This window comes from Massilia sp. MS-15, from assembly GCF_020176695.1.
Classification (GTDB): domain Bacteria; phylum Pseudomonadota; class Gammaproteobacteria; order Burkholderiales; family Burkholderiaceae_D; genus Telluria; species Telluria hydrophila.
In genome coordinates this window covers 15,858-40,528 of sequence record NZ_JAIWIA010000031.1, presented here as the reverse complement: position 1 = coordinate 40,528, position 24,671 = coordinate 15,858, and the positions used below count along the sequence as shown (strand labels likewise).

The following is a 24,671-nucleotide window of genomic DNA, read 5'->3' as shown; positions in this document are numbered from 1 at the left end:
GCGAGCTGGCGGGCCGATCCTTGCATTCTAGGCAGCTTTCGTTATTGCAACAAAGAATAAATTACATACATACAAAGAATCCATGCAGGGCGCATTGGCCGGCCGCTCAATCGGGGACGATCCGCAACAGGCTGCCCTTCGCTTCATCGGTCAGCGCATACAGCTGGCCATCCGGTCCCTGGCGCACGTCGCGTACCCGCTTGCCGATCGCAAGGCGTTCCTGCTTCACCACCCTGCCCTGGGCATCGAAGGCGACGCGGCGGATGTCCTCGGTGGCCAGGCCGCCCGAGAACAGGCTGCCGCGCCATGCCGGGAAGGCCTGGCCGGTGTACCAGGCCAGGCCCGATGCGCCGGTCGATGGGGTCCAGACAACGATCGGCTGCACCATACCCGGTACCACCTGCCTGCCGACCGGCTCGCGGGTCTTGTAGTCCAGGCCGTAGCTCTGCAGCGGCCAGCCGTAGTTCTTGCCGCCTTCGATCACGTTGATCTCGTCGCCACCGCGCGGCCCGTGTTCGCTGGCCCAGACGCGCCCGCTTTGCGGATCGGCGGCGATGCCCTGGATGTTGCGGTGGCCGATGCTCCACAGTTCCGGCAGCGCGCCCTGCTGGCCGGCCAGCGGATTGCCCGGCGCCGGGCGGCCGCTGTCGGTCAGGCGCAGGATCGCGCCGTTGTGGCTCCCGACATTCTGCGCCTGGTCGCGCGCCAGCATGTCGCCCACGCGCTGGGGCGGATTGCCGCCATCGCCAATGCTCATCAACAGGGTGCCGTCCTTCAGGAACACGATGCGCGAGCCGAAGTGCTGGCCGCCGCTCTTCGACGGCGAGGCCGTGAACAGGGTCTTGATGCCGTGTACGCGCTTGCCATCGAATACGCCCTGCACCAGCACCGTGCGGTTCGCGTCCGACGTGCCGCTCGCCATCGTCATGTAGACGCGCGGATTCCGGCCTTTGTCGCGCGGGTGCACGGCGATGTCGAGCAGGCCGCCCTGGCCTTCCGTGAACAGGGCCGGCAGGCCTTCCACCGCGATGTTCTCGACGCGCTTGCCATCGACCAGGTGCAGCGTCCCCTTCTTCCCCGTGACCAGCAGGCGGCCATCGGCCAGCCAGGCCATGCCCCAGGGCTGGGGCAGGCCGTCGGCAACGGTTTCCAGCTTCCAGCCGCTGGCCGCCGGCGGTTCGGCCACCGGGGCGACGCCCTGCGCCAGTACGCCGGCGCAGACCAGCGTGGACAGGCTGGCAAGGAACCCGGCAATTCGTTGACTTCTTAGCATGAAATATCTCCCTGGATTGGTCGAATGATTAACAAAGTGGCCTGTTTACCGCATTTTGCTGCATTTTCTCTGCACGTTTAACACAAGAGGCGTAGAATTCACATTTGAGCGAACCAGCCATAAGGATTCCATCCGATGATGCAACGCCGAGCATTCCTGAAGTCCTCCCTCATCCTTGCAGCACCGACCCTCAGCCTTCCAGCACTTGCCAAAACGGCACAAGCCGCTCCCGGCGAGCGCAGCCTGCGTCTGTATAACACGCATACGGGCGAGAAGCTGCGCAGCGTATTCTGGGCCGAGGGCGAGTTCATCCCGGACGCGATGAAGGACATCAACAAGGTCTTGCGCGACCACCGTAACAACAAGGTGGCGCAGATCGACCCTGCGCTCCTGCTGCTGCTCACCCAGCTCAACGACAAGCTGGATAACCAGCACGAGCTGCACATCATTTCCGGCTACCGTTCGCCCGAGTCGAACGCCAAGCTGCATGCCGCCAGCGGTGGCGTGGCCAAGCGCAGCCTGCACATGGACGCCAAGGCGATCGACATCCGCCTGCCGGGCAAGGACCTCAAGATGCTGCACCGGGCGGCCATGTCGCTCAAGGGCGGCGGTGTCGGCTACTATGCGGATTCGCAGTTCGTCCACATGGATACCGGCCGCGTCCGTTATTGGTGATGCCATGGCGCGGCTCCGGTTCCGCGTCATCCCCGGCCTGGCGATCCTGTATGGACTCGCCGGCCCCGTCCCCGTCCTGGCGCAGGCCGCCGGGCAGCCCGCCACCGTCACGGTGCAATCGACCCGTGACCCAGTAGACAAATCCTACAGAAAAATGATCAAGGGCATGGAACGCTTCGAACGCGAGCGTGCCCTGGCCCCGCAGGCGCCGCTGCGCTTCCAGCTCCTGCCGCGCCTGCCGAACGTGAACATGCACGGCATCACCTTGCGCGTGGCCGGCAACACTGTCAGTGTGCCGGTCGAGGTGGCGCCGGACAACAGTTTCGTGCTGCCCCGCCACGCCCAGGCGCTGCGCGAAGACGCCGCCGTGCTGGCCAACCGCAAAACCACCTCGATGACCTGGCGCGCCCTGATCGTCACCCCCGGCCTGCCCCCCGGCACGCGGCGTCTGGGGGACATGCGCCTGGAGTGCCTGGTCGGGGTCGAGGCCGGCCTGGTGTCCAACAGTTCCCCGCTGTTCGGCTGGATCGCGAACGCCTTGACCACGCCCGAACAGATCTGCAACAGCCCGGACGGGAACTACCTGTTCTTTGCCGAGCGTCCCCTGTTCTCGGTGCGCCTGCGCGCCGGGAGCGGTCCCGATGCGCGTGTCGAGACCCTGCCGTTCAAGATGCTGTACGCGGGCGGCGAGCAGAGCAAGGCCGACCTGCAGTACTGCGATTGCCAGGTCATGCTCGACCGCACCTTCTATGCGCCGATCTGGGACAGGTCCTGGCCCGACGACACCCTGGTCGAATTCGAATACATGGAGGACAGGCCATGACGCGCACACGCCTCGCGGCCCTGGTTGCAGCGCTGGCGCTGGGGGCCTGCGCCGGCACGCCGGCGCCGCCCGGCGTCCAGGTGTCCGCCGAGCGCCTGCAGCATGCCATCATCCCCGGCAGCACCACCAAGGCCCAGTTGCTGGCCGCGTTCGGACCGACGAAATCGGTCGTCTTCGACAGCGGCTACGAGGCCTGGCTGTACCAGTCACCCGCGGGCGGCGGGCGCTTCGCGGAATTCGTCGTCCTCATCGATCCCGCCGGCACGGTGGCCAAGACCCGCACCCGCGCGCCCGGCCCGCCCTGAACGCCACCGGCGCTCCACCGCGCCGACCGTTTCAGGCATCAAGCCTGCTGCGTGCCTGCCGCCGGGACCGCAGGGCAAGGCCGGCGGCGCCAAGCACGCCACAGCCCAGGCACAGAAGGTGCAGCGCGCCGAGCGGAATCGCCCCGAGCAAGGCGTTTCCTTCCGCCAGCGGCCACCATGGCCGCATGTCGGCATGCATGAGCGCATCGAGCATGACGTGCGAATAGGTCCCGATGAAGGCCCCCGCGACCGCTGCCCGCCAGCGCAGGCGGGCATGGTCGATGGACAGCAGGCGCAACACCCATTCGCTGGCTGGACGCCCCAGCAGTGCCGCGGCGATGCCGATCAACAGCGCGCCTGCCAGCGTGTGGGTATGGCCGTGCAGGATGGGCTGCTGTCGCAGCAAGCCGATCAGCGGCTCGATATCCATCAGCACCTGCGCGCCACCAAATACCATGAAACTGAAATGCCGGCCGCCGACGGCCTTGCAAAGCGCTCCGGGGCCCAGGTGAAATGGTGTGAACGGCATGTCAGGCGAACACCTGGTCGAACACCTTCATCAGGTAGGCGTGCACATGTTCCTTCAGCTCGAAGACTTCGGCGGAACGCGCCTTCGAAATGGCGAAATGCGCCAAAAAGGTCACTGCGGGAAGGACTTTGCTGCCATCGAGTTCAGCGCTGAAGGACATGGCACACTTTCTATCGAAGGACATTGCTGGCAATGGTTCCGGTGCGAACCCGGCAGCGGACCCGGGCTGCTGCCGACCTGCACCGGGTGCAGTGTAGGGCCCCGCTTGCGCCCGCGGCAAGCGCAATGCCGCTTTCATGCATGCGGCGTAAGCCTGTGCTTCCCGGGCCGCGCACGGCTGGCGAATCCCGTGGCGCGGCGCGCGGATTCGCTGCACAATGCCGGGACCGATGTGCTGGCGAACTGGTGGAATCCCGGAGGCTGTCATGCGTAGGTGGAAGCGCTATCCCTTGCTCTTGCTGGTGTTCGCCATCCTTGGCCTGGCGGCCTGCGGCGGAGGCGGCGGCAATCCCGGTACGCCGGGTGCGCCCACCCAGCCGCCCGCCGCCACGACCGGTTCGCTGGCACTGGTCGCCAGCGGCCTGCCCGCCGGCGTCAACGCCTCGGTGCGGGTCAGCGGGCCAGCCGGCTTCCAGCAGGACCTGGGCGGCTCGCAGACCCTGGCGGGCCTCGTCCCCGGCAGCTACAACGTGGCGGCGGCGCCCGTCACCGCGGGCGGCATCACCTATACCCCAACGCCCGCCACGCAAAGCGTCGTGGTCGTGGCCGGTGCCACCGCCAGCGCCAGCGTCGCCTACGGCGGCGCGGCAGTGAACATCGCGCTGAGCCAGGTCGCGGCCAACCTCGACAACCCCACCTACCTCACCGCGCCGCCAGGGGACAGCCGGCTGTTCGTGGTGGAGCGGCCAGGACGCATCCGCATCGTCGAGAACGGCAACCTCCTGAGCGCGCCCTTCCTCGACATCAGCGCGCGCGTGCTCACCGCGGGCGAAGGCGGCCTGCTGTCGATGGCCTTCGATCCGGATTACGCGCGCAACGGCTACTTCTACCTCTACTACACCGATGCCCAGCAGAACATCGTCATCGAGCGCCTGAATGCCGGCAGCAATCCCAACCTGGCCGACCCGACCTCGAACCTGGTGATCCTGCGCATTGCGCACCCAACCTACACCAACCATTTCGGCGGCCAGCTCGCCTTCGGGCCGGACGGCAACCTCTACCTTGGCACCGGCGACGGCGGCGGCGCAGGCGACCCCTTCGGCAATGGCCAGAACCTGAATTCCCTGCTGGGCAAGCTGCTGCGCATCGACGTGCGCGCAGCCAGCGCCACCCAGCCCTACGCCATCCCGGCCGGCAATCCGTATGCGGGCCAGGCCGGACGCCGCCCCGAGATCTGGGCCGCGGGCTTGCGCAACCCCTGGCGCTTCTCCTTCGACGGCGCCCAGCTCTACCTGAGCGACGTCGGCCAGGACCGGCGCGAGGAAGTCAACATCAGCGCCGCCATGGCAGGCGGACTGAACTATGGCTGGAACACGATGGAAGGCACGCTGTGCTACAACGCGAGCAGCTGCGAGCGCAGCGGCCTGACCCTGCCCGCCTTCGAGTACGAGCATGGCAGCAATGATGTGAACGGCTGCTCGATCACCGGCGGCTTCGTCTACCGCGGCAGCGCGATTCCCGGCCTGCAGGGACGCTATTTCTATTCGGATTACTGCCGCGGCTTCCTGAAAAGCTTCCTTGCCTCGGGCACGGGCGTTGGCGAACAGCGCGAGTGGAACGTCGGCAGCATCGGCAACGTGCTCTCCTTCGGCCAGGATGGGCAGGGCGAGCTGTATGTGCTGAGCGCGCGCGGCATTGCCTATAAAATCGTCCGGTCGACCACGCCCTGAGCTTAGCTTAAAATAGAGAAATGGCACGCTTACAACTTAACTTCCCCGAAGACCAGTTCTACTATTCCACCCCGATGTCGGTCCGCGTCACCGACATCAACGCCGCCAACCACCTCGGCAATGATTCGATGATCTCGATGATTTCCGAGGCGCGCGCGCGCTTCCTGTTCGAGTTCGGCGTGGCCGAGACCGAGCGCGACGGCACCGGCATCATCGTCACCGACCTGGCCACCACCTACCGCGCCGAAGCGCATGCGCGCGACCAGTTGCTGTTCGAAGTGGGCGTCATGGATTTTAATAAGTACGGCGGCGACATCATCTTCCGCATTTCCCGCCCGCTCGACCGCAAGCTGGTTGCCATGGCCAAGTCCGGCTTCGTCTTCTACAACTACAAGACCAACCAGGTCGTAATGATGCCGGAGGACTTCCGCGGCAAGTTCGACCGCGTGAACTGGATCGACTGACACGCCCTCAGGACCGCACTTCCAGTTCAAGCGCCCGTTCCCGCTCGGGTTCCGGCTGGTCCTGGCAATTCTCCAGCTTGTCCTCGCCCGCATCGACCGGGCCATACCACTCGCGCACGCCGGCAAGGCCGCCGGTGCGCAGGATCCACAGCTTGCGGCTCGCGGTATTGAACAGCACCTTGTGCCGGAACCCGTCGCTGACGAAGGTCGGCGCGGGAAGGCGCAGCTGCAGCATGCGTCCCGTGCCTGATCCGTCCGGCCCTGCCGCCAACGGGATCGGGCTGGTAAACCCGGCGAAGGTGATGCCAATGCGCCGGGCCAGCACATCGAGTTCCGGGCAGGCCTGCGCCTGCACGGACATCGTGACCATGCCGACAGCGACAGCGAGAGCGATCGGTTTCATGCTGCTCCATGTGGGAATGCGGTGCAAATACGATAGCAGTTTTGTCGCGCTCCGCGCGGTTTTCTTTCCCTTCCAAAAATAGTTGGAACTTTTCGGCGGTTCCGGTGGAATACAGGTAAAACACGACCACCACGACCATGACCGCCGCCATTGACACCGCCGACCATGAACTGCTGCGCCAGACGCATGCCGGCCGCGCCGATGCCTTCACCGCCTTGTACCGGCGCCACCAGGGGCCGCTGTACCGCTACGCCCTGATGCGCTGCGGGGCGCCGGAGATGGCTGCGGATGTGGTGCAGGACGCCTTCATGGGCTTGCTGACCGGGCGCTTCGCCTTCGACCCTCTACGCGGACAGTTGCAGCATTTCCTGGTCGGCGTGGCGCGCAAGCTGATCCTGAAGCTGGAAGCGCCGCGCCAGTGCCAGGTGGCGCTGCCGGAACCGGACGAGGACGGCGAGCTGGACCTGGATGCGGCCGCCGAGGGCGCCGAACCCCTGGCCCGCCTGCTGGGCAATGAGGCGGCGGAGGCGGTTCGCCAGGCACTGGGCCTGTTGCCGCCGCACTACCGCGACGTGGTCATCCTGTTTGAACTGCATGAGCTGTCGTACCAGGAGATCGCCGCCGTCTGCCAGCTCGACATCGGCACCGTCCGCTCGCGCCTGTCGCGCGGCAGGGCGGCCCTGGCGAAGCGCCTGAAGGCGCACGCCCCCCTGCCGTGCCTGGCGCATTGATGGAGTACATGAATGGACACCCAAGACACCCACGAACAACTCGCCCCCTGCTTCGCCGCGCTGCGCGCCGAACTGGCCGGCATCGACGCTCCGCGCTGCGTGGAAAAGGAACTGATGCAGGCCTTCCAGCAGCAGTTCAAGCCGAAGCGGCGCTGGTTCCAGGCCCTGAGCCTGCCGCAATGGGGCACTGCCGGCGCCCTGTGCTCGCTGACGGTGGTGGTGCTGCTGCTGGCCCGGTCGCCGCACCAGGCGGTCAGCGTCAGTGGCCAGCCCCTGGTCGGCTTCGATGGCGGCGCCGCCTTTGTCGCCCTCGATTCGCTCGAGCGCATCGCCGCCGAACCGGATGCGCAGCTGGTCGAGGCGGAGGTGCCACGCACCGCGCTGGCGCCGCTCGGCGTGCCGCTCAGCCCCGAGAACGCGGCCGACACCGTGCGCGCCGAAATGCTTGTCGCCGCCGACGGCCACCCGCTGGCCGTGCGGCTCAGTTCTGCCAACTAATCAACACCATCAACCCACCGCGAGAGGAAGTGAAGATGACCAAGAAGATCCTGATTGCAGCACTGCTGGCCTGCGCCTTCGCCCCGGCCATGGCCGACGACATGGGTGCGGAAGACGATCCGCGCATGGAGCACCGCATCGTCACCCGCAGTGGTGGCGACCGGCACCTGGAGCTGCGCGAAGGGATGCACTTCGTGGACGCGACCGGCAGTGGCGCCACCATGGTGCACATGGCCGGCGCCCGGATGGTCAAGAATGCGCCCTACAGCGCCGAGATGGTGTCGGAACGCATCCAGACCCTGGGCGACGGCAACCAGATCGTCCGCAAGACCAGCTCGCTGAGCTACCGCGACAGCGCAGGCCGTACCCGCACCGAGGTGCGCAACGACGCCGGCGAGGTCATCACCATCACCATCCACGACCCGGTGGAAGGCGCGCGCTACATCCTGCGTCCGCGCGACAAGAGCGCGATCAAGGTCTCGGCGCCGCAAGGCACGGTGGCCGCCGCGCGCGAAGCGGCCCGCGCCGCCGCCATCGACGCGCGCGCCGCGGCCGCCGAAGCGCGCGTCGCCGGCGTCCAGGCCAGGGTCGCGGCCGAGCATGCACGCGCGCGAGTCGAGGAACTGCGGCGCGAGGGCAAGCTGCCCGACGGCGAGCGTGTGATCATCAAGCAGGTCGAGCGCCCGGCTGGCCCGGGCCAGCAGCGAGATGTACAGATCCGCATCGCCCAGGTCGGCGCGGCCCAGGCCGCGGCGCGGATGGCGCCGATGCTGGCCGGCGCGATGGGCGACCACAAATGGGCCATGAAGGCGGAAACGAAGGAGCTCGGCACCCGCGAGTTCCAGGGCGTGAAGGCGACCGGCATCCAGCGCAGCTACACGATCCCGGCCGGCGAGATCGGCAACCGCCAGCCGATCGTGGTCAGCACCGAGACCTGGACGTCGCCCGAACTGCAGGCGGTGCTGTACCAGAAGCGCAGCGACCCGCGCAGCGGCGACTACGTTTTCCGCGCCGAGAGCCTGAAGCGCGAGGAACCGGCCGCCGCCCTGTTCACCGTGCCGTCCGACTATACGGTGAAGGATCCGGGTATGCTGGCCAGGGAAGCGCACGAGAAGGCACGGGCCAGGGCCGGCAGGAAGGATTGACGCTGGGGACAAGAAAAACCGGCGCATCGGGCGCCGGTGTGCTTCATGCTCGCGCCAGGGCGCCTCAAGACCGCTTCTGCAGGATGGTCTTGTTGAACCAGTCCTCGACCATGCGCTTCTCGTAGCGCAGGCGGTCGCCGTCGGACACGCGGTTGATGCGGTTCAGGTAGTTCATGTCGGTCAGCTTGGCGTTGCCGCTGCTGAGGACCTGGCCGTTGGCGCTGAGGGTATAGCGCAGCTCGATGATCGGCCAGTCTGCCCCGCCCTTGAGCACCCGCAGGTCGTGCGCGCCGCGCGAATTCGGGTATTCGCGGCCGGCCAGGTCGATGTCGGTCACCTCGATGACCAGGTCCTGCCCGGCGGGCAGCGACTTGCCCAGTTGGGCGAAATAGGCGGCCAGGTCGTCCAGTACTTCCTTGCGCTCCCAGGGCGCGAACGGCAGGTCCGCAAACTTGTCGGAATCCACATAATTGACGGTCACGCCCGCCGAGGCGGCGCCGGCACCCAGCGCGAGCAGGCCTGCGAGGGCCACTTTGCCAATCACCGATTTCATCGCTTTCCCTTTCACTCTGTCGGATTGCTGCATGTTCCGAATATACGCCCTTTAACTGGGCTTTCCAGCACCCCTTTGTCGAAGTTTTGTATCCAAATGTTAGGCCCCGCACACCGGCCCGTTGCGGCCGAGCCGACAATGGCGGCAAGGAGGCTGCATCGTGCCGGAAGGACCATCGCTCTACATATTGAAGGAACTGCTCGCCGGTTTCGCGGGCCAGGAAATCGCGCACGCCAGCGGCAACGTGCGTGCGATCGATCCGGCGCGCCTGGTGGGCCAGCGCATCGGCGCGATCCATACCTGGGGCAAGCACCTCCTGATCGACACGCAGGCCATGGTGGTGCGCGTGCATTTCCTGCTGTTCGGCACCTACCGGATCAACGAAGGGCGCGAAGGCAAGACGCCGCGCCTGTCCATCGAGACGGCCGGCGGCGACGTACTCAACCTGTACGCCTGCCAGGTCAGGGAAATCGACCGCGCCACCTACGCCGCCTACGACTTCAGCGCCGATGTCATGTCCGAGGCCTGGGATCCGAAGAGGGCGAGAAAGAAGCTGCGCGCCCAGCCCGACCTGCTGGCCTGCGACGCCCTGCTCGACCAGGACATCTTTTCCGGAGTCGGCAACATCATCAAGAACGAGGTGCTGTTTCGCATCCGCGTTCATCCGCTATCGACGATGGGCGCCCTGCCCGCACCCAAGCTGCGCCAGCTGGTCGATGAAGCGCGCCAGTATTCGTTCGACTTCCTGGCCTGGAAGCGCGCCTACGTGTTGAAGCAGCACTGGCTGGCGCACGCCAAGCGCACCTGTCCGCGCTGCCACATCCCTTTCGTCAAGCAGAACCTGGGCAAGACCAAGCGGCGCAGCTTCTACTGCGAACGCTGCCAGAAGCGCTACGCCTGAGCGCTTGTCCGCGGTTTTTTAAGCATTTGGCATGGCTTTGGGCCAAGGCATCTCGTTAACCAACACTTTTATTGTTGCCTGTTGTTAAGGGCTAGTGGCCGTACTACAATCGTTTTGACTTGCGGCTACCTTTTACACGATTCTTGCCGCTTTACTTTGCGATTAATCAACCCAAGTTAACGGTAAGCCTATGTCCTTCCTCTCCAACGCGGCCCCCAAGCTGGCTCCATGGAAAGTCCTGCTGGTCGACGACGAGCCGGACATCCATGACATCACCAAGCTGACCCTGTCCCGCTTCCGCCTCGACGGCCGCGCAATCAGCTTCGTGCATGCCTACAGTGGCGAGGAAGCCAAGGCCATACTGGCGCGCGAAAAGGACATCGCGCTGGTGTTCCTGGACGTGGTGATGGAACGCGAGGACAGCGGGCTGGAAGTGGCGCGCTGGATGCGCCAGGACCTGGACAACCAGTTCACCCGCATCGTGCTGCGCACCGGCCAGCCGGGCCAGGCGCCGGAAGAGCGCGTGATCGTCGACTACGACATCAACGACTACAAGGAAAAGACCGAGCTCGACCGCACCAAGCTGTTCACCACCACCTTCGCCGCCCTGCGCGCCTACCGCGATATCATGAAGGTCGAAGAGGCGCGCCGCGCCCAGCAGACCTACCGCGAAGGCCTGGAGCGGGTGATCGCGGCCTCGACCCACATCTTCCAGCAGCGTAACCTGAAGGACTTCGCCAACGGCCTGCTACAGCAGGTGGTGGCGCTGCTGCGCCTGGAGCAGAGCATGCTGCTGCGCCTGAAGGGCGCCAGCGTGATCACGGGTGAAAGCCAGTACGAAGTGCTGGCCCAGATCGGCGACATGGAAGGCCACGAGATCGGACCGGAACTGGTGGCCCAGCTGGATGACGCACGCCATAACCGCATCGCGCGCCTGCACGGCGATACCTATGTCGGCTACTTCCCGAACAGCAGCGGCAAGGCCTCGCTCCTGGTGCTCAAGGGCGTCGAGGAAATCATCGAGATCGATTCCCAGCTGCTCGAAGTGTTCTGCTCCGGCGTGGCGATCGCCTTCGACAACATCCTGCTGAACCAGGAAATCACGGATACCCAGGCCGAGCTGATCCTGCGCCTGGGCGATGTGGTCGAATCGCGCTCGAACGAAGCGGGCAACCACGTGCGCCGCATGGCCCAGGTCTGCCACCTGCTGGCCCAGGCTTCCGGCATGCCGGAAGACGAGACCGCGACCCTGATGCACGCGGCGCCGATGCACGACGTGGGCAAGATCGCGACCCCGGACTCGGTGCTGCTCAAGCCGGGCAAGCTGACCGAGGACGAGTGGGAAATCATGAAGCAGCACCCGACCGTGGGCCTGCAGATCCTGGACGGTTCGCAGCGTCCGATCCTGAAGGCGGCGGCCGTGATCGCCCACCAGCACCACGAGAAGTTCGACGGCAGCGGCTATCCGCAGGGCCTGCGCGGCGACGCCATCCATCCCTACGCGCGCATCGTGGCGGTGGCCGACGTGTTCGACGCCCTCAGCCACAAGCGCTGCTACAAGGACGCCTGGCCGGCAGCGAAGGTGACCGAACACCTGCGCGAGGTGGCCGGCCACCACCTCGATCCCTATTACGTGGACCTGCTCATCAAGAACATGGACAAGGCGCTCGAGATCAATGCGCGCTGGCCTGACTGATCCGCCCCTGCTTCTTCAATGAGCGCGGAAAGCGCAGCTGGTAGCGCAGCCCCTCGCCCGGCGCGCTGTCCGCCTTCACCGTGCCGTCCAGCGCCCCCGTCACCAGGTTGTGCAGGATGTGCGCCCCCAGGCCGCTGCCACCCGTGCCGCGCTTGGTGGTGAAGAAGGGATCGAACAGCTTGCCCAGGGTCTCCTGGTCCATCCCCACCCCGTCGTCGGCATAGTCGAACACGACCTGCTCGCCTTCGAGCCGCGCACGCACCACGATCGTGCCGGCCTGCCCGTGCTCGAAGCCGTGCAGCAGCGAGTTCATGACCATGTTGGTCAGGATCTGCGACACCGCGCCCGGCGAGCTGTCCAGCACCAGGTCGGATGGACAGTCGACCTCCACCTTCACCTTGCGTCCCTTGAACTTCGGCTGCAGTGACAGCAGCACTTCGTGCAGGTAGGCGTACAGGTTGAAGTGGCGGATGTCGCCCGAAGCGCGGTCCACCGCCACCTGCTTGAAGCTGCGCACCAGGCTTGCCGCGCGCTGGGTATTGGTGGTCATGATGCGCAGCGACTGGTCGACGATGTCGAAGAAGGATTGCAGGCTGTCCTCGGTCATCTCGCCGGCCGCCAGTTCCTCGCGCGTGAGCTTGAGTTCCTGCACCAGGTGGCTGGTGGCGGTCACGCAGATCCCCAGCGGGGTGTTGATCTCGTGGGCCACCCCGGCCACCAGTCCGCCCAGGGACGCGAGTTTTTCCTGGCGCACCAGTTCCGACTGCGCTTCCTGCAGCTTGTGCAGGGCCTCGTTCAGGGCCGCATTCTGTGCTTCCAGCGCTTCCTTGGTCTTGCGGATCCTGCGGTCGGCCTGCATGCGCGCCAGCGCCACCGCCACGTGGCTGGCCATGAAGGCCAGCAGGTCGAGCTCCACCTTGGTGTAGACCACCGAGGGATCGTAGCTCTGCACCACCAGCACCCCATAGGGCTGGTCGTGCACCAGCATCGGCGCGCCCATCCAGCTGGCAATGCCGGTATTGCCGAGCGGCTCGCGCACCAGGCCGTTGGCGACCAGGTGGCTGAAGCTGGTGGCGTCGTGCAGTTGGGCGTGCTTGCTGCTCAGGACATACGAGCACATCCCCTTCCCGAGCGGGAAACGCCTGAGCGGCGCCTCGGCGTCCTTCTCGTCGACGAAATACGGGATGCTGATTTCCTGGGTGTCCGGGTGATACAGACCGATCAGGAAGTTCTTCGCCACCATCAGTTCGCCGATGATGCGGTGCAGGTTGGTGGTCAGCACCTCGGTATCGAGCGCCTGGGCCGACAGGCTGGCGATCTGGTACAGCGCATGCTGCACCTGCTCCGCGCGGCGCCGCTCGGCCACCTCGATCGCCAGCGCGGCGGTGCGCTCCTGCACCGCGCGCTCGAGCCGGTCCATGCTTTGCAGGCCCTGCAGCGCGTTCGACACGTGGTTGGCGATCTGCGAGAACAGCGCCTGGTCCTCCTCGCTGTAGGTCACGCCTTTCGTATAGCTCTGGATGACCATCGCGCCCAGGGCCTGCTGGTGGCGGTCGAGCAGCGGCGCCCCCATCCAGTGCTCGGCGGTCGCGCCGTGTCCCCACTGCATGCCTTCGCGCTCGCGCGCCTCGAAGTCGCCGGCGGTGATCATCAGGCGGCGCTTGTTCACCACCACCCACGAGGTCGGCGACTGCTGCGGCGCGGCCAGGGCCACCCGGTGGCCGGCCACCGGCACCTCGACATCCACCTCGTCGACGAAGTACGGGAACCAGAGCGTGCCTTCCTCGCGGTCGCACAGCGCCACATAGAAATTGGCCGCATACATGATGCGGCCCAGCGCACGGTGTACCGCGCCGATGAATTCGGTAATGTCGCTGCAGCTGGTCGACAGCTCCCCGATGTCGAGCAGGATCGACTGGACGGCTTCCAGTCTGGCGAGACGGTCCATTGATTCCCCAATATGAATTACTGAATAATGCACATGGGAAATATTAGCAGTTCGGGACCGCCAGCCGAAGCCTCTTCGCGCAAAATCGGCGGATTGTGGCTTTTCGGCGTGCCGGCTTTGCGCCTTATCCGCGCGGCGCGCGGAAACCGTTGGCGATCCAGGCTTCGGCCGAGGCCGCGGTCAGCTTGAAACCGGCAGGCACCCGCACCTTGGCAAGCTGCTCGCCCATCATGTCGGTGGCGGCCAGGATGGCGTAGGGATCGTCGTCGTCCGGCACGATGTCGAGCGTCACCGTGAGTTCGCCATCCTCGGTGGCAACCGTGGTTTCCTTGTGCAGGATGGCGTGCAGGTGCTGTTCGTGGCGACGGATGACCTCGGAGGCGGTCTTGACCAGGGTATTGAAGGCGTTGACGTCGAGCGGTTTCGGGTTTTTCTTGTCGCGGCCCATGGTCCAGGGCCCGACCAGCGCCGGCTCCGGCTCGCCGTCCTTGTACATCGCGACGGCCCAGCCTTCGTCGTCCTCGTTCTTGATCACGCGCGCGGTCCAGCCATTGGCCTGCCACAGGCGGGCTTCCTGGACCGGCGCGCTGTCGTCCCTGTCCTCGCCTTCGTGTTCGATGCTGTCGTTCATGTGCGGTTTCCTCGTGCTTCAAAGCACAGATCATAGAGGAAACCGGCGCCCCGAAGAAGCGCGATTCGGGTTGGCCTGGCGCTGCCTGGAACAGCTTGATGCTACTCAGGCGTAGCGCGGGCAGCGCCAGTCCGGGCCGCGCGGCGGACGCAACGGCGGACCGACCGGGATCGGACGCGGATCCACCGCCGGCGGCGGCGTTTCCTGGTTGAAGGGATTGATGATGATCGGCGGAATCGTGGGCGGCGCCGATGGCGGGCCCTTGGGACCGCTGTTGGCCACGCCTGCATGACGAACGGCCAGCTGGTCCCCCCTTTTCTGAATGACTGCGTGCATGGCTTCCCCCTGTGACGGAGCAGGCTGTCAGTATAGGAAAGGAGATAGGCATTACAAGGCCAAACCGACCACTGTTCTTGCCCCGTGGATGCATTGCGCAGGGCCTGCCAGGCACAGCTCGGCTTGCCATTTATCGTGTCTGCACGCGTCCCGGCGCGCAAAAATTGCATCCTGTCGCAAAGCCATGGCCGCTGTGAAAGCGTGCGCCTACAGTAGCACCATACCGCGATGAAACGCGACCTTCACCAGACCAACCGACGAGGCCCGCCATGAAAAAATTTGCTCCCTACATCATCCTGTTCCTGTTCGCCTTGCTGCTGTGGGGTATCGCCACCGATGCCGACTTCATGACGCTCAACATCGACGGCGAGGAAGTCGGCGGGCCGCTGGGCGCCTTCCTGGGCATGATCTTCGCGGGAGGCGGCATGCTGATCGCCGCCGTGGTGATGCTGGTAGTGGCGATCGTACTGGCGGTGGTGTTCGCCGGCGTGGGCGTGATTTTACTCGGCGCCCTGTGCGTGGCCGCCGCCGCCCTGGCGCTGGCGATCTCGCCCCTGCTGCTGCCGCTGCTGGTGCCGGTGGCGATCATCTGGTTCCTGGTCGCCCGCAGCCGCAAGGCGCGCCTGGCTGCGCCGGCCGTCTCTGCCTGAACGACTCAGCTGCCGTCCCTCCCGCTTCCTCCTTCGGCCGGGCTTGCCCGGCCGTTTTTTCATTGGCGCCGTGCTGCGGCGTGCACCGGGAACGTTTGCAGGCACTGCGGCGCGTCCGGCGCTCGGTAATGCAGTCCTGCTCCACACGCCACTCAGCAATCTGTTGCTAAACGGTAACAAAGATCGAAATGTTTGATTATCCAGCATCCATTCGTCAATAATAACATTGCATTAAAAACACTTAATTATTATGGGTGTTAATTTAACAATTTACATTTGATGAGTGGCCCTTAGTGAAAAACAGGTATGTAACTGGCAAGGAATATGTCCTGCAAGAGCGTGAAGCAGTGGTCTCGAAGACTGACTTACACGGAAATATTACCTATGTGAATAGCGATTTCGTCCGTATCAGCGGTTTTTCCCAGGAAGAGTTGTTGGGTGCTCCACAAAATATCGTCCGCCACCCTGATATGCCAGCCGAGGCCTTCCAGGATTTCTGGCAAACGATCAGATCAGGCAAAGCATGGACCGGACTGGTGAAGAACCGTTGCAAGAACGGGGACCATTACTGGGTCGAGGCGAATGCGGCGCCCCTGATCGAAAACGGGCAGATCACCGGATACACATCGGTGCGGGTGAAGCCAACCCGCGAGCAGATCGCCAACGCCGAAGCGGCCTACCGGCGCATCGCCGCGGGCGACCGGAAACTGGCCCTGCGCGAAGGCGCCGTCATTCGCCAAGGCCTTCTTGCGAAAGCGGCGCCCTGGCAAGCGATGACCTACAAATCGACGATCTACGCCTGCACCGGTGTGCTGTCGCTTCTCTTCCTCGTCCTGATCCTGCCATCGGTCGCGCAGAGCGCCTGGTTACGCAACCTCCTTGCAGCCTGCGGACTCGCGGGCCTGGCTGTCTATTGCTTCCTGATGCAGAAGACGCTGGTCGCGCCCCTGGCGCGCGCCAGGCAAGACATCGAAACGATGAGCGCCGGCGACCTGACCGGACATATCCGCGCCAGCGGCTCCAACGAGCTGTCGCAGATACTGCAGGCGCTACGCGTGCTGCAAACCAACGTCAAGCTGCTGGTCGGACAGATCAAGGAAAGCACCGAGGTGGTGCGCGGAGAATCCGGCGCCCTTGCCAAGGGTACGGCGGACCTGGCGCAACGCAGCGAAAGCCAGGCCGGCACGCTGGAGGAAACCGCCTCGTCGATGGAAGAACTGGCCAGCACCGTCCAGCAGAATGCGGACCGCGCCCATGACGCCCGCGACCTCATCGCCCTTGCCAGGAAAACCGCTGTCGATGGCGGACGGGATGTGATGGAGGTTGTCGATACGATGGGCGCGATCCGCGAAAGCTCGCGACGTATCGTCGACATCATCGCCATGATCGATGACATCGCGTTCCAGACCAACATCCTGGCGCTCAATGCAGCGGTGGAAGCGGCACGTGCCGGCGAACAGGGACGCGGCTTCGCCGTCGTGGCCTCGGAAGTGCGCGCGCTGGCGCAACGCTCAGCCATCGCCGCCAAGGAAATCAGCGGCCTGATCACGAATGCCGCCGAGCGCATCGAAACGGGCACCCTGCTGGCGGACCATGCGGGGCAGACCATGGGCCGGATCGTCGCAAGTGTCGAAAGGGCTACGGCGCTGATGGAAGAAATCGCGACCGCCAGCCGCGAGCAGAGCATCGGCCTGGCGCAGGTCTCGGCGGCCGTCAGCGCAATGGACAGCGACACCCAGAAAAACGCGCGCGTGATCGAGCATGCCGCCGGAGCGACGTTCGAGCTGCGTGACCAGGCCGAACACCTGGCCTCGCTCGTCACCCTGTTCAAGCTGGTGAGCGCGCCCGCGGCATCCAGTGCAAGTGAATTGCCTGCCCGACAGGCACCGCGCCTGCCACGGCCCGCCCAACCCGCCTGACCGGTTCAGCCGGCCGGGTCTGCGAGGTACTGCTCGTAGCCGCGCGCGCGCAGCGCGCAGGCCGGGCAGGTGCCGCAGCCATGCCCCCAGGGATGGGCCGCGCCCCGCTCGCCCAGGTAGCAGGTATGGGTATCGAAGCGGATCAGGTCCACCAGCGCGTCGCCGCCACAGTCGTGCGCCAGCTGCCAGGTCTGGGCCTTGTCGATCCACATCAGCGGCGTTTCGAGCTTCAGGCGGGTGGCCATGCCCAGGTTCAGTGCCACCTGCAGCGCCTTCATGCTGTCGTCGCGGCAGTCCGGGTAGCCGGAGAAATCGGTCTCGCACATGCCGCCCACCAGCACGTTCAGGCCGCGCCGGTAGGCGACGGTGGCCGCCACCGTCATGAACAGCAGGTTGCGGCCCGGCACAAAGGTGTTCGGCAAGCCGTTTTCCTGCATCGCGATGGCCACGTTGCTGGTCAGGGCGGTGTCCGAGATCTTGCTGATCAGGGACAGGTCGATCATGTGGTCTTCGCCCAGGCGCGCATCCCAGCCGGGATCGAGTGCGCGCATCTTCGCCAGCAGTGTCGGGCGCACCGCGAGTTCGATGGCGTGCCGCTGGCCATAGTCGAAGCCGATGGTTTCCACGCGCGCATAGCGCTGCAGCGCCCAGGCGAGGCAGGTGGTGGAATCCTGGCCGCCGCTGAACAGGACGAGCGCGGTGTCATTCGTGTGCATGGTCGAAATCCGTGAAATGAGGCGCCGGGCGCCGTGATAAACCGCGCATTCTGGCATAAAAGCGGGCCCCGCGCGTACCCCGCCGCCTGCACGGCAGGGCTAGCGTCCGGCAACGTTTTTGCCAATCCGCTAAGATTGCCATGAACTTTTTTATCGGAGCGCCATGTTTCTAGCGAGATCGATTTCCTGCCGCCTGCGTCCCCTTCCCCGCCTGCTGGCCGGTTTCGGCGCGCTGGTGTTCGCCACGGCGCTACATGCCCAGGGTATCGATTACCAGGTCCGCATCGACGCCCCGCGCCAGCTCGAGAACATGCTCGAGGAAAACCTCGACCTGATGCGCTGGCGCGGCAACCCGCGCGTCGACCTGGATCAGCTGCAACGCCTGGTGAAGGAAGCCCCGGCCCAGGCCAAGACCTTCATCGCCACCGAAGGCTATTATTCGCCGCGCATTTCGGCCGGGCTCGACACCAGTGGTGCACGGCCGGTGGCGCGCGTCATTGTCGACCCGGGCGAACCCACCGTGGTGGGCGAGGTGGACCTGGTGCTGCAGGGTTTCGTGCCCTTCGACCAGGGCAGCGCGCCGTTCGACGGCGCCGCCCTGCGCCAGCGCTGGCAGCTGCCGGTGGGCGCGCGCTTCCGCCAGGCCGACTGGGAAGCGGCCAAGCGCGAACTGCTGCGCGAGGTGGCGCAGACCCGCTTCCCGCGCGCGCGCCTGGTCGAGACCAGCGCCACCGTCGATCCGGACGAACGGCGCGCCCTGCTGCGCGTGGTCATCGACAGCGGTCCCGAGATGCGCTTCGGCGAACTGCGCATCCGCGGCCTGAAGCGCTATCCGCGCGAAGTGATCACCAACCTCAACAAGATCAAGCCGGGCGACGAATACAGCGAGGCCGCGCTGCAGGCCCTGCAGTCGCGCCTGCAGGACACCGGCTATTTCAGCGGCGTCGAAGTGAGCGCCGACATGCGCGCCGTGCTGGCCGCCGAGATCGAGGACCTGAAGGATGGCGACGACGACCCGGACGGCAATCCGGCCACCCCCGACCCCGGCGCGGCGCCTGGTCCGACCGTGCTGCCGGTGCTGGTGCGCGTGACCGAGAACAAGCGCAAGAACGTCGAGGTCGGCCTCGGCTTCTCGACCGACACCGGAGGCCGCGCCCAGGCCAGCTACGACGACCTGAACGTGTTCGGCAAGCGCATGAAGAGCGACCTGATCTACGAGCAGAAGCGCCAGACCGCGCGCGTCGACTTCTTCTGGCCGACCACGCCGAAGGGTTACAACGACAGCGTCGGCGCCGGCGTCGAGCGCAACGACGTGCGCGGCGAGATCACCACCCTGGCCACGGTCGCCGCGCGGCGCCAGTGGGGCACCCCGCTGCTCGAGCGCAGCCTGACGCTCGAAGCCCTGGTCGAGAAGCGCGAGGTGCCGCCGCAGGAAGCCACCACCACGCGCAGCCTGCCGCTCACCTACAGCATCACGCGGCGCAAGCTCGACAGCCTGATCCAGCCGACCAACGGCTACGTGCTGCAGGGCCAGCTGGGCGGCGCCCTGCTGCCGATCCTGACCGACGAGAAATTCCTGCGCCTGTACACGCGCGCCCAGATGTTCAGGCCGATGGGCGATGCCGGCACCCTGGTGCTGCGCGGCGAGTTCGGCGCCGTGGCGGCCAAGGAAAAGCTGGGCGTGCCGTCCACCTTCCTGTTCCGCGCCGGCGGCGACCAGTCGGTACGCGGCTACGGCTACCGCGAGCTGGGCGTGCGCGAGAACGGCGCCATCGTCGGCGGCAAGTACCTGCTCACCGCCAGCGCCGAGTACCAGTACTACTTCCGCCCGCCCTGGGGCGTGGCCGTGTTCTACGATGCCGGCAATGCCGCCGACAAGGTCGGCGACCTGAAGCCGAAATCGGGCTTCGGCGTCGGCGCACGCTGGCGCAGCCCGGTCGGCCCGATCAACGTCGACCTGGCCTATGGCCACGCGGTCAAGAAAGCGCGCCTGCACTTCTCCCTGGGATTCACCTTCTGATGGACACTCACGATCCTTCCACGGCGCCGGCTGGCAAGGCGCCTGCGCAGCGCCCGCGGCGCTGGCCGCGCCGCGTTGCCATCGGCCTGGTCGCCACCGGCGTCGTCGTCGGCGGCGCGCTCTGGTACCTCGGGCGCGAGACCACGCTGCAGATGATCGCGCAGCGCGTCGCCGCCTCCACCGGCGGCAAGCTCACCCTCACCGGCGTCACCGGCTCGCTGTACGGCACCATGCACATCGACCGCATCGTCTGGCGCACCGACGAGCAGCTGGTGGTCGCGAACAAGGTCGACCTGCGCTGGTCGCCCTCGCAGATCGTCTCGCGCGGCATCCTGGTCAACCAGCTGAAGGCGGCGAACCTGCGCGTCGAGACCCTGAAGGAAACCGACGAACGCTCGCCGATGCCGGCCTCGCTGGCGCCGCCTTTCCCGGTCTCGGTCGACGATGCGCGCCTGGCCCAGGCGGTGTTCGTCAGCAAGGGCGCAGAGACGCGCATCGACAACATCCGCCTGCGCCTGCACGGCGACAAGACGCGCTGGACGGTGCGTGACGCCGCCGCCGCCACGCCCTGGGGTGACGTGGCCGCCAACGGCAGCATCGGCGCCCAGCGTCCGTTCAAGATCGACGCCAGCGCCAGCCTGACCCAGTCGCAGGCCAAGGCCGAAGGTGGGGTAACTTCGCGCGCCGCCCAGCTGCGCCTGAAAGCGGGCGGCGACCTGGAAACGACCCTGGTCGAGGCCAGCGGCCAGGCCGGACGCGCCGTGGGCGAGGCCCGGTTCGTGCTGTCGCCCTACGCCGACATCCCGCTGCGCGAGATGCGCATCACCGGCCGCAATGTCGACCCGGGCTTCTTCAATCCCTCCCTGCCGACCGCCGACCTGGACTTCGCCGTCAACGGCAAGCTCGATGCGAACCGCAACATCAGCGGCCGGGTCGATATCACGAACAGCGGCCCGGAAGGCACGCTCGACCAGCAGCGCCTGCCGCTGCGCAGCCTGCGCGGCCAGCTCGGCGGCAACCTGAGCGCCCTGCAGGTCTCCGAGGTGCTGCTCGATTTCGGCGCCGCCGGCCGCTTCACCGGCACCGGCGGCCTGCGGCGCGAGGAAGACCAGGAAGGGCTCGGCACCGCGCGCTTCACGCTGCATACCGACCGCTTCGACTTGAAGGGCATCCATGCCAGCATGAAGCCGACCGCTATCCGCGGCGATATCCAGGTGACCAATGCGGGCACCACCCAGACCCTGCAGGCCAACCTGGCCGACCAGGCCCTGCGCCTGACGGCGCTGGCGACGCTGGCCGACAATGTCGTCACGCTGCGCGAAGCGCGCCTGGCGCGCGGCGGCAGCCGGATCGACCTCACCGGCAGCATGCGCCTGCTGGACGACAAGGCCTTCAAGGCCAGCGCCAGCGCCAGCCGCTTCAACCCGGCCGATTTCGGCGACTTCCCGCAGGCCGACATCAACGCCGGCATCAACGCGGCCGGCGCGCTCGCGCCAGCCTGGCGCCTGGATGCCGACTTCGCGCTGCGCGGCAGCCGGCTGCTGAACCAGGCGCTGTCGGGACAGGGCAAGTTGCATGCGGACGCAAAACGCATCAGCGGCATCGATGCCGACCTGGCCCTGGGCCAGAACACGGTGGCCGTGAACGGCGCCTTCGGCGGCGCCGGCGACCGCCTGCGCTGGCGCATCGACGGACGCCAGCTGTCGGCGCTGCGCGGCGACCTGTATGGCGCGCTCACGGCCAGCGGCGTCGCCACCGGCAGCATGAGCGCCCCCCGCACCAGTTTCGAGCTCGAAGCGAACGGCCTGGGCTGGGTGGCGGCCCAGCGCAGGAACGCCAACGGCAGCCTGCGCGCCAGCGGCGAAGCCTGGCTCGCCGGCGGCGCAGGCGCGCGCTTCGTGGAAGCGAAGCTAAGTGGCGCGATGGCGCGCTTCAACCCGGCCGCCTTCGGTTCGCCGCTGGCCGGTTCCGTCAATGGCAATTTCACCGCCAGCGGCCGCAGCGGTGCCGACTGGCGCGGCGCGCTCGACCTGCGGGTGCAGGATTCGACGCTGTCGAACTCCCCGCTGTGGGGCCATGCCAGGATCAGCGCCGACCGCCGCCACATCTCGAACGCCGACGTCGACCTGCACGTCGGCGCCAACGTGGTCGCCGCCAAGGGCAGCTTCGGCGCGGGCGGCGACCAGCTGGGCTGGCGCATCGACGCGCCCCAGCTGGGCGCACTCGGCCCTGACTTCGGCGGCGTGCTGCGCGGCCAGGGAACGCTGTCCGGCACGATGGACGCGCCGTCCCTGAGCGCCGCGCTGGAAGGCCGGAACCTGCGCCTGCTCGGCACCCACAGCATCCGCGCGCTGCGCGCCAGCGCCAGCCTGGGTGCGGGGCGCGGCGCGCGCGACGCGCTGGCCAGCGACATCCAGGTCACCGACTACGTGGGCGGCGAACCCGGCAAGGAAACCCGGGTCGCCTCCGCCAGCCTGAAGACCGAAGGCACGCGCGGCGCCCACACGCTGCGCGCGGCCGCCACCGGCGACGCCTTCGACGCCAACCTGGAAGTGCGCGGCGGCTGGAATGGCGAGACCTGGAGCGGTACCCTGGCCGCCTTGCAGAACCGCGGCCGCTACGCGATGGTGCTGCAGGCGCCGGTGCCGCTGCGCATCGCCGGGCCCAAGGGGAGCGGCGTGATGGGGCTGGCTTCGCCGGAAACGATTGCCTTCAAGGGCGCGGTGATCAAGCTGCCGGCCGGCAGCGTCACGATCGACTCCCTGGTCAAGAACGGCCCGCGCTGGGCCAGCCGCGGCCATGCGGACAACGTGCCGCTGACTTACCTGGCCCAGTTCTCGCCCACGCTGCGCGACAACGCGCGTGGCGACCTGACGCTGGGCGCGCAGTGGGCGCTCGACCTGCGCGCGCCCGCCGCCGCCGGCGCGGCGCCGGCACTGGACGGCATGCTCCACGTATTCCGCGAAAAGGGCGATGTGATCGCCGGCAGCGACACGCCGGTGCCGCTCGGCCTGCGCACCTTCGATGCGCGCGCCGACGTGGTCGGCGGCGCCCTGCGCGTGCGCGTCAACCTGGACGGCGCCCGCACCGGCAGCGCCAGCGTGGACGGCACCGCCCAGCTCTTGCGGGGCCGCCTGGACCCCGACAGCCCGCTGCGCATGACGGCGAACGCCGACATGGCCTCGATCGCCTGGCTCGCCGCTTTCGCCGGGCAGTCCGGCCTGGAACTGGATGGCGCCCTGCGCCTGGCCCTCAGCGGCAGCGGCACCATCGGCACGCCGCGCCTGGACGGCAGCGTGCAGGGTGACCGGCTGGCGGTGCGCTGGCCCGAGCAGGGCGTACGCCTGCAGAACGGCGAGCTGCGCGCCAGCCTGGCGGGTGACCAGCTGCAGCTGCAGCGCCTGCGCTTCCAGGGCCGCCAGGGCAGCGCCTCGGCCGAAGGTTCGCTGCGCTTTTCCAGCGGCCTGGCCGCCGCCGACCTGCGCCTGAGCCTGGACAAGCTGGAAGCATTATCGCGTCCGGACCGCACCGTGGTCCTGAGCGGCACGGCCTCGCTGGTGCGCAATGCCGAGCGCTTCGCCCTCGAAGGCAAGGTGCGCGCCGACCGCGCCCTGATCGAGTTCGCGCCGCAGGGCCGGCCCACCATGTCCGACGACGTCATCGTGCTCGGCCAGGGCGGTGCCCGGCCGCAGCCCTCGAACAAGAAGGAAGAACTGCCGCTGACGATCGACTTGCGCGCCGACCTGGGCGACGAGTTCCGCCTGCGCGGCCTGGGCATCGATGCCACCCTGGCCGGCAACGTGCGCATGCGCAAGGTCGGCGCCGGCGCGCCACGCCTGAACGGCAGCATCCGCGCGGTCGAGGGCAACTACGCGGCCTATGGCCAGAAGCTGGAGATCGAGCGCGCCGTGATCACCTTCAGCGGCGCCTATGACAATCCGGCGCTCGACGTGCTGGCCGTGCGCCGCCGGCCGGAAGGGGAACAACTATCAGAGACCAATGTGGAAGCCGGCGTACAGGTGCGCGGCACGGCCCAGGCGCCACAGGCGCGGCTGGTGTCGACCCCGAACGTGCCGGACAGCGAGAAACTGTCCTGGCTGGTGCTCGGCCACGGCATGGAAGGCACCAGCGGCAGTGAAAAGGACGTGCTCGCCGCCGCCGCCGCTGCCTTGCTCGGCGGCAAGGGCGGCAGCGGCGGCATCACCCAGAAGCTGGCGAGCTCGCTCGGCGTGGATGAACTGGGGCTGAAACAGGCCAACGGCACCGCGTCCGGCCTGGAAAGCACGGTGGTCACGGTGGGCAAGCGGATTTCCTCGCGCGCCTACCTCAGCTTCGAGCAGGGCGCGACCACGGCCTCGAGCCTGGTGCGGCTGCGCTACAAATGGAGCCCGAAGATCACCCTGCAGTTCCAGACCGGGACCAATACGGCCCTCGACGTTCTGTATTCCTGGGCCTTCGACTAACAGTGCGGGGAAGTGCCAGGGACGATCAGATGTCGAAAAAATTTACATGTTTTTCGCGGAAGAAAGAATTTACATCGGGCAGCATTCTTTCCTTTTTGTAAGT

The 24,671-nt window shown here is 66.8% G+C and carries 23 protein-coding genes; 14 read left to right on the top strand and 9 right to left on the bottom strand.

The annotated features are described in order from the left end of the window. Positions 1-106: 106 nt before the first annotated feature. Positions 107-1,273 (bottom strand): PQQ-dependent sugar dehydrogenase, encoded by a 1,167-nt coding sequence (locus LCI23_RS13320; RefSeq protein ID WP_224946938.1) that lies wholly within the window; start codon positions 1,271-1,273, stop codon positions 107-109. A 135-nt stretch (positions 1,274-1,408) separates the two neighbouring features. Here LCI23_RS13320 and LCI23_RS13315 point away from each other — a divergent pair, with 135 nt between their 5' ends. Genes LCI23_RS13315 through LCI23_RS13305 form a run of 3 tightly spaced genes read left to right on the top strand, consistent with a single transcriptional unit; the run spans position 1,409 to position 3,076 of the window. Beyond that, positions 1,409-1,948 carry a DUF882 domain-containing protein gene (locus tag LCI23_RS13315; RefSeq protein ID WP_224946937.1) on the top strand — a complete coding sequence of 180 codons (540 nt, stop codon included), beginning with the start codon at positions 1,409-1,411 and terminating at the stop codon, positions 1,946-1,948. 4 nt (positions 1,949-1,952) lie between these two features. After that, a complete protein-coding gene (locus LCI23_RS13310) occupies positions 1,953-2,771 on the top strand; it encodes a hypothetical protein (protein WP_224946936.1) in 819 nt (272 codons plus the stop codon). After that, a complete protein-coding gene (locus tag LCI23_RS13305; protein WP_224946935.1) occupies positions 2,768-3,076 on the top strand; it encodes a hypothetical protein in 309 nt (102 codons plus the stop codon). Before LCI23_RS13310 ends, LCI23_RS13305 begins: the two co-directional genes overlap by 4 nt. A 31-nt stretch (positions 3,077-3,107) precedes the next feature. Here LCI23_RS13305 and LCI23_RS13300 read toward each other — a convergent pair whose 3' ends face one another. Both LCI23_RS13300 and LCI23_RS13295 read right to left on the bottom strand, forming a co-directional pair. Further along, positions 3,108-3,605 carry a metal-dependent hydrolase gene (locus LCI23_RS13300; RefSeq protein WP_224946934.1) on the bottom strand — a complete coding sequence of 166 codons (498 nt, stop codon included), beginning with the start codon at positions 3,603-3,605 and terminating at the stop codon, positions 3,108-3,110. A 1-nt stretch (position 3,606) separates the two neighbouring features. Next, entirely contained in the window at positions 3,607-3,765 is a 159-nt protein-coding gene (locus LCI23_RS13295) for a hypothetical protein (protein WP_224946933.1), read from the bottom strand. Positions 3,766-4,030: 265 nt separating this feature from the next. On the opposite strand from LCI23_RS13295, the gene LCI23_RS13290 reads away from it, so the two are divergent. Further along, complete coding sequence (locus LCI23_RS13290; RefSeq protein ID WP_224946932.1) at positions 4,031-5,494, top strand: sorbosone dehydrogenase family protein; 1,464 nt, start codon at positions 4,031-4,033, stop codon at positions 5,492-5,494. Positions 5,495-5,514: 20 nt separating this feature from the next. After that, positions 5,515-5,958 (top strand): thioesterase family protein, encoded by a 444-nt coding sequence (locus LCI23_RS13285; RefSeq protein WP_224946931.1) that lies wholly within the window; start codon positions 5,515-5,517, stop codon positions 5,956-5,958. Positions 5,959-5,965: 7 nt separating this feature from the next. On the opposite strand, the gene LCI23_RS13280 is transcribed toward LCI23_RS13285, so the two are convergent. Next, positions 5,966-6,361, bottom strand: a complete 396-nt coding sequence (locus LCI23_RS13280; protein ID WP_224946930.1) for a hypothetical protein — start codon at positions 6,359-6,361, stop codon at positions 5,966-5,968. 137 nt (positions 6,362-6,498) lie between these two features. Here LCI23_RS13280 and LCI23_RS13275 point away from each other — a divergent pair, with 137 nt between their 5' ends. Genes LCI23_RS13275 through LCI23_RS13265 form a run of 3 tightly spaced genes read left to right on the top strand, consistent with a single transcriptional unit; the run spans position 6,499 to position 8,735 of the window. Beyond that, positions 6,499-7,092 (top strand): RNA polymerase sigma factor, encoded by a 594-nt coding sequence (locus LCI23_RS13275; protein WP_224946929.1) that lies wholly within the window; start codon positions 6,499-6,501, stop codon positions 7,090-7,092. Between the two features lie 12 nt (positions 7,093-7,104). Then, positions 7,105-7,590: a hypothetical protein gene (locus tag LCI23_RS13270; protein WP_224946928.1), complete on the top strand. Its 486-nt coding sequence runs from the start codon at positions 7,105-7,107 to the stop codon at positions 7,588-7,590. 35 nt (positions 7,591-7,625) lie between these two features. Further along, a complete protein-coding gene (locus tag LCI23_RS13265) occupies positions 7,626-8,735 on the top strand; it encodes a hypothetical protein (protein ID WP_224946927.1) in 1,110 nt (369 codons plus the stop codon). A 64-nt stretch (positions 8,736-8,799) separates the two neighbouring features. On the opposite strand, the gene LCI23_RS13260 is transcribed toward LCI23_RS13265, so the two are convergent. After that, the gene (locus LCI23_RS13260; RefSeq protein ID WP_224946926.1) at positions 8,800-9,288 is read right to left on the bottom strand and encodes a DUF3016 domain-containing protein; all 489 of its coding nucleotides are present in this window, start codon (positions 9,286-9,288) and stop codon (positions 8,800-8,802) included. Positions 9,289-9,448: 160 nt separating this feature from the next. On the opposite strand from LCI23_RS13260, the gene LCI23_RS13255 reads away from it, so the two are divergent. Next, entirely contained in the window at positions 9,449-10,189 is a 741-nt protein-coding gene (locus LCI23_RS13255) for a DNA-formamidopyrimidine glycosylase family protein (protein ID WP_224946925.1), read from the top strand. Between the two features lie 190 nt (positions 10,190-10,379). Next, positions 10,380-11,885 (top strand): response regulator, encoded by a 1,506-nt coding sequence (locus LCI23_RS13250; protein WP_224946924.1) that lies wholly within the window; start codon positions 10,380-10,382, stop codon positions 11,883-11,885. Here LCI23_RS13250 and LCI23_RS13245 read toward each other — a convergent pair. The 3 genes from LCI23_RS13245 to LCI23_RS13235 form a co-directional block, all read right to left on the bottom strand. Then, a complete protein-coding gene (locus LCI23_RS13245) occupies positions 11,863-13,833 on the bottom strand; it encodes a GAF domain-containing protein (protein WP_224946923.1) in 1,971 nt (656 codons plus the stop codon). The two genes, LCI23_RS13250 and LCI23_RS13245, sit on opposite strands and share 23 nt — an antisense overlap. 124 nt (positions 13,834-13,957) lie before the next feature. Next, complete coding sequence (locus LCI23_RS13240) at positions 13,958-14,464, bottom strand: hypothetical protein (protein ID WP_224946922.1); 507 nt, start codon at positions 14,462-14,464, stop codon at positions 13,958-13,960. Between the two features lie 105 nt (positions 14,465-14,569). Continuing rightward, positions 14,570-14,800 (bottom strand): hypothetical protein, encoded by a 231-nt coding sequence (locus LCI23_RS13235; protein WP_224946921.1) that lies wholly within the window; start codon positions 14,798-14,800, stop codon positions 14,570-14,572. A gap of 269 nt (positions 14,801-15,069) precedes the next feature. On the opposite strand from LCI23_RS13235, the gene LCI23_RS13230 reads away from it, so the two are divergent. Together LCI23_RS13230 and LCI23_RS13225 are read left to right on the top strand one after the other, a co-directional pair. Further along, the gene (locus tag LCI23_RS13230; RefSeq protein WP_224946920.1) at positions 15,070-15,450 is read left to right on the top strand and encodes a hypothetical protein; all 381 of its coding nucleotides are present in this window, start codon (positions 15,070-15,072) and stop codon (positions 15,448-15,450) included. Positions 15,451-15,743: 293 nt separating this feature from the next. Continuing rightward, positions 15,744-17,369, top strand: coding sequence for a PAS domain-containing methyl-accepting chemotaxis protein (locus LCI23_RS13225; RefSeq protein WP_224946919.1), 1,626 nt, complete (start codon positions 15,744-15,746; stop codon positions 17,367-17,369). 5 nt (positions 17,370-17,374) lie between these two features. Here LCI23_RS13225 and queC read toward each other — a convergent pair whose 3' ends face one another. Continuing rightward, the gene (queC, locus tag LCI23_RS13220; protein WP_224946918.1) at positions 17,375-18,085 is read right to left on the bottom strand and encodes a 7-cyano-7-deazaguanine synthase QueC; all 711 of its coding nucleotides are present in this window, start codon (positions 18,083-18,085) and stop codon (positions 17,375-17,377) included. A gap of 163 nt (positions 18,086-18,248) precedes the next feature. On the opposite strand from queC, the gene LCI23_RS13215 reads away from it, so the two are divergent. Further along, the gene (locus LCI23_RS13215; protein WP_224946917.1) at positions 18,249-20,105 is read left to right on the top strand and encodes an autotransporter assembly complex family protein; all 1,857 of its coding nucleotides are present in this window, start codon (positions 18,249-18,251) and stop codon (positions 20,103-20,105) included. Further along, on the top strand, positions 20,105-24,568 hold the full coding sequence (locus LCI23_RS13210; RefSeq protein ID WP_224946916.1) for a translocation/assembly module TamB domain-containing protein: 4,464 nt from the start codon (positions 20,105-20,107) through the stop codon (positions 24,566-24,568). Before LCI23_RS13215 ends, LCI23_RS13210 begins: the two co-directional genes overlap by 1 nt. Positions 24,569-24,671: the final 103 nt, after the last annotated feature.

Coding starts and splice junctions, on each gene's coding strand:
- LCI23_RS13305 (WP_224946935.1), top strand. CDS start 2,768: ATGACGCGCACACGCCTCGCGGCCCTGGTTGCAGCGCTGGCGCTGGGG.
- LCI23_RS13230 (WP_224946920.1), top strand. CDS start 15,070: ATGAAAAAATTTGCTCCCTACATCATCCTGTTCCTGTTCGCCTTGCTG.
- LCI23_RS13315 (WP_224946937.1), top strand. CDS start 1,409: ATGATGCAACGCCGAGCATTCCTGAAGTCCTCCCTCATCCTTGCAGCA.
- LCI23_RS13250 (WP_224946924.1), top strand. CDS start 10,380: ATGTCCTTCCTCTCCAACGCGGCCCCCAAGCTGGCTCCATGGAAAGTC.
- LCI23_RS13275 (WP_224946929.1), top strand. CDS start 6,499: ATGACCGCCGCCATTGACACCGCCGACCATGAACTGCTGCGCCAGACG.
- queC (WP_224946918.1), bottom strand. CDS start 18,085: ATGCACACGAATGACACCGCGCTCGTCCTGTTCAGCGGCGGCCAGGAT.
- LCI23_RS13270 (WP_224946928.1), top strand. CDS start 7,105: ATGGACACCCAAGACACCCACGAACAACTCGCCCCCTGCTTCGCCGCG.
- LCI23_RS13210 (WP_224946916.1), top strand. CDS start 20,105: ATGGACACTCACGATCCTTCCACGGCGCCGGCTGGCAAGGCGCCTGCG.
- LCI23_RS13215 (WP_224946917.1), top strand. CDS start 18,249: ATGTTTCTAGCGAGATCGATTTCCTGCCGCCTGCGTCCCCTTCCCCGC.
- LCI23_RS13300 (WP_224946934.1), bottom strand. CDS start 3,605: ATGCCGTTCACACCATTTCACCTGGGCCCCGGAGCGCTTTGCAAGGCC.
- LCI23_RS13285 (WP_224946931.1), top strand. CDS start 5,515: ATGGCACGCTTACAACTTAACTTCCCCGAAGACCAGTTCTACTATTCC.
- LCI23_RS13240 (WP_224946922.1), bottom strand. CDS start 14,464: ATGAACGACAGCATCGAACACGAAGGCGAGGACAGGGACGACAGCGCG.
- LCI23_RS13295 (WP_224946933.1), bottom strand. CDS start 3,765: ATGTCCTTCAGCGCTGAACTCGATGGCAGCAAAGTCCTTCCCGCAGTG.
- LCI23_RS13280 (WP_224946930.1), bottom strand. CDS start 6,361: ATGAAACCGATCGCTCTCGCTGTCGCTGTCGGCATGGTCACGATGTCC.
- LCI23_RS13290 (WP_224946932.1), top strand. CDS start 4,031: ATGCGTAGGTGGAAGCGCTATCCCTTGCTCTTGCTGGTGTTCGCCATC.
- LCI23_RS13260 (WP_224946926.1), bottom strand. CDS start 9,288: ATGAAATCGGTGATTGGCAAAGTGGCCCTCGCAGGCCTGCTCGCGCTG.
- LCI23_RS13310 (WP_224946936.1), top strand. CDS start 1,953: ATGGCGCGGCTCCGGTTCCGCGTCATCCCCGGCCTGGCGATCCTGTAT.
- LCI23_RS13320 (WP_224946938.1), bottom strand. CDS start 1,273: ATGCTAAGAAGTCAACGAATTGCCGGGTTCCTTGCCAGCCTGTCCACG.
- LCI23_RS13265 (WP_224946927.1), top strand. CDS start 7,626: ATGACCAAGAAGATCCTGATTGCAGCACTGCTGGCCTGCGCCTTCGCC.
- LCI23_RS13235 (WP_224946921.1), bottom strand. CDS start 14,800: ATGCACGCAGTCATTCAGAAAAGGGGGGACCAGCTGGCCGTTCGTCAT.
- LCI23_RS13245 (WP_224946923.1), bottom strand. CDS start 13,833: ATGGACCGTCTCGCCAGACTGGAAGCCGTCCAGTCGATCCTGCTCGAC.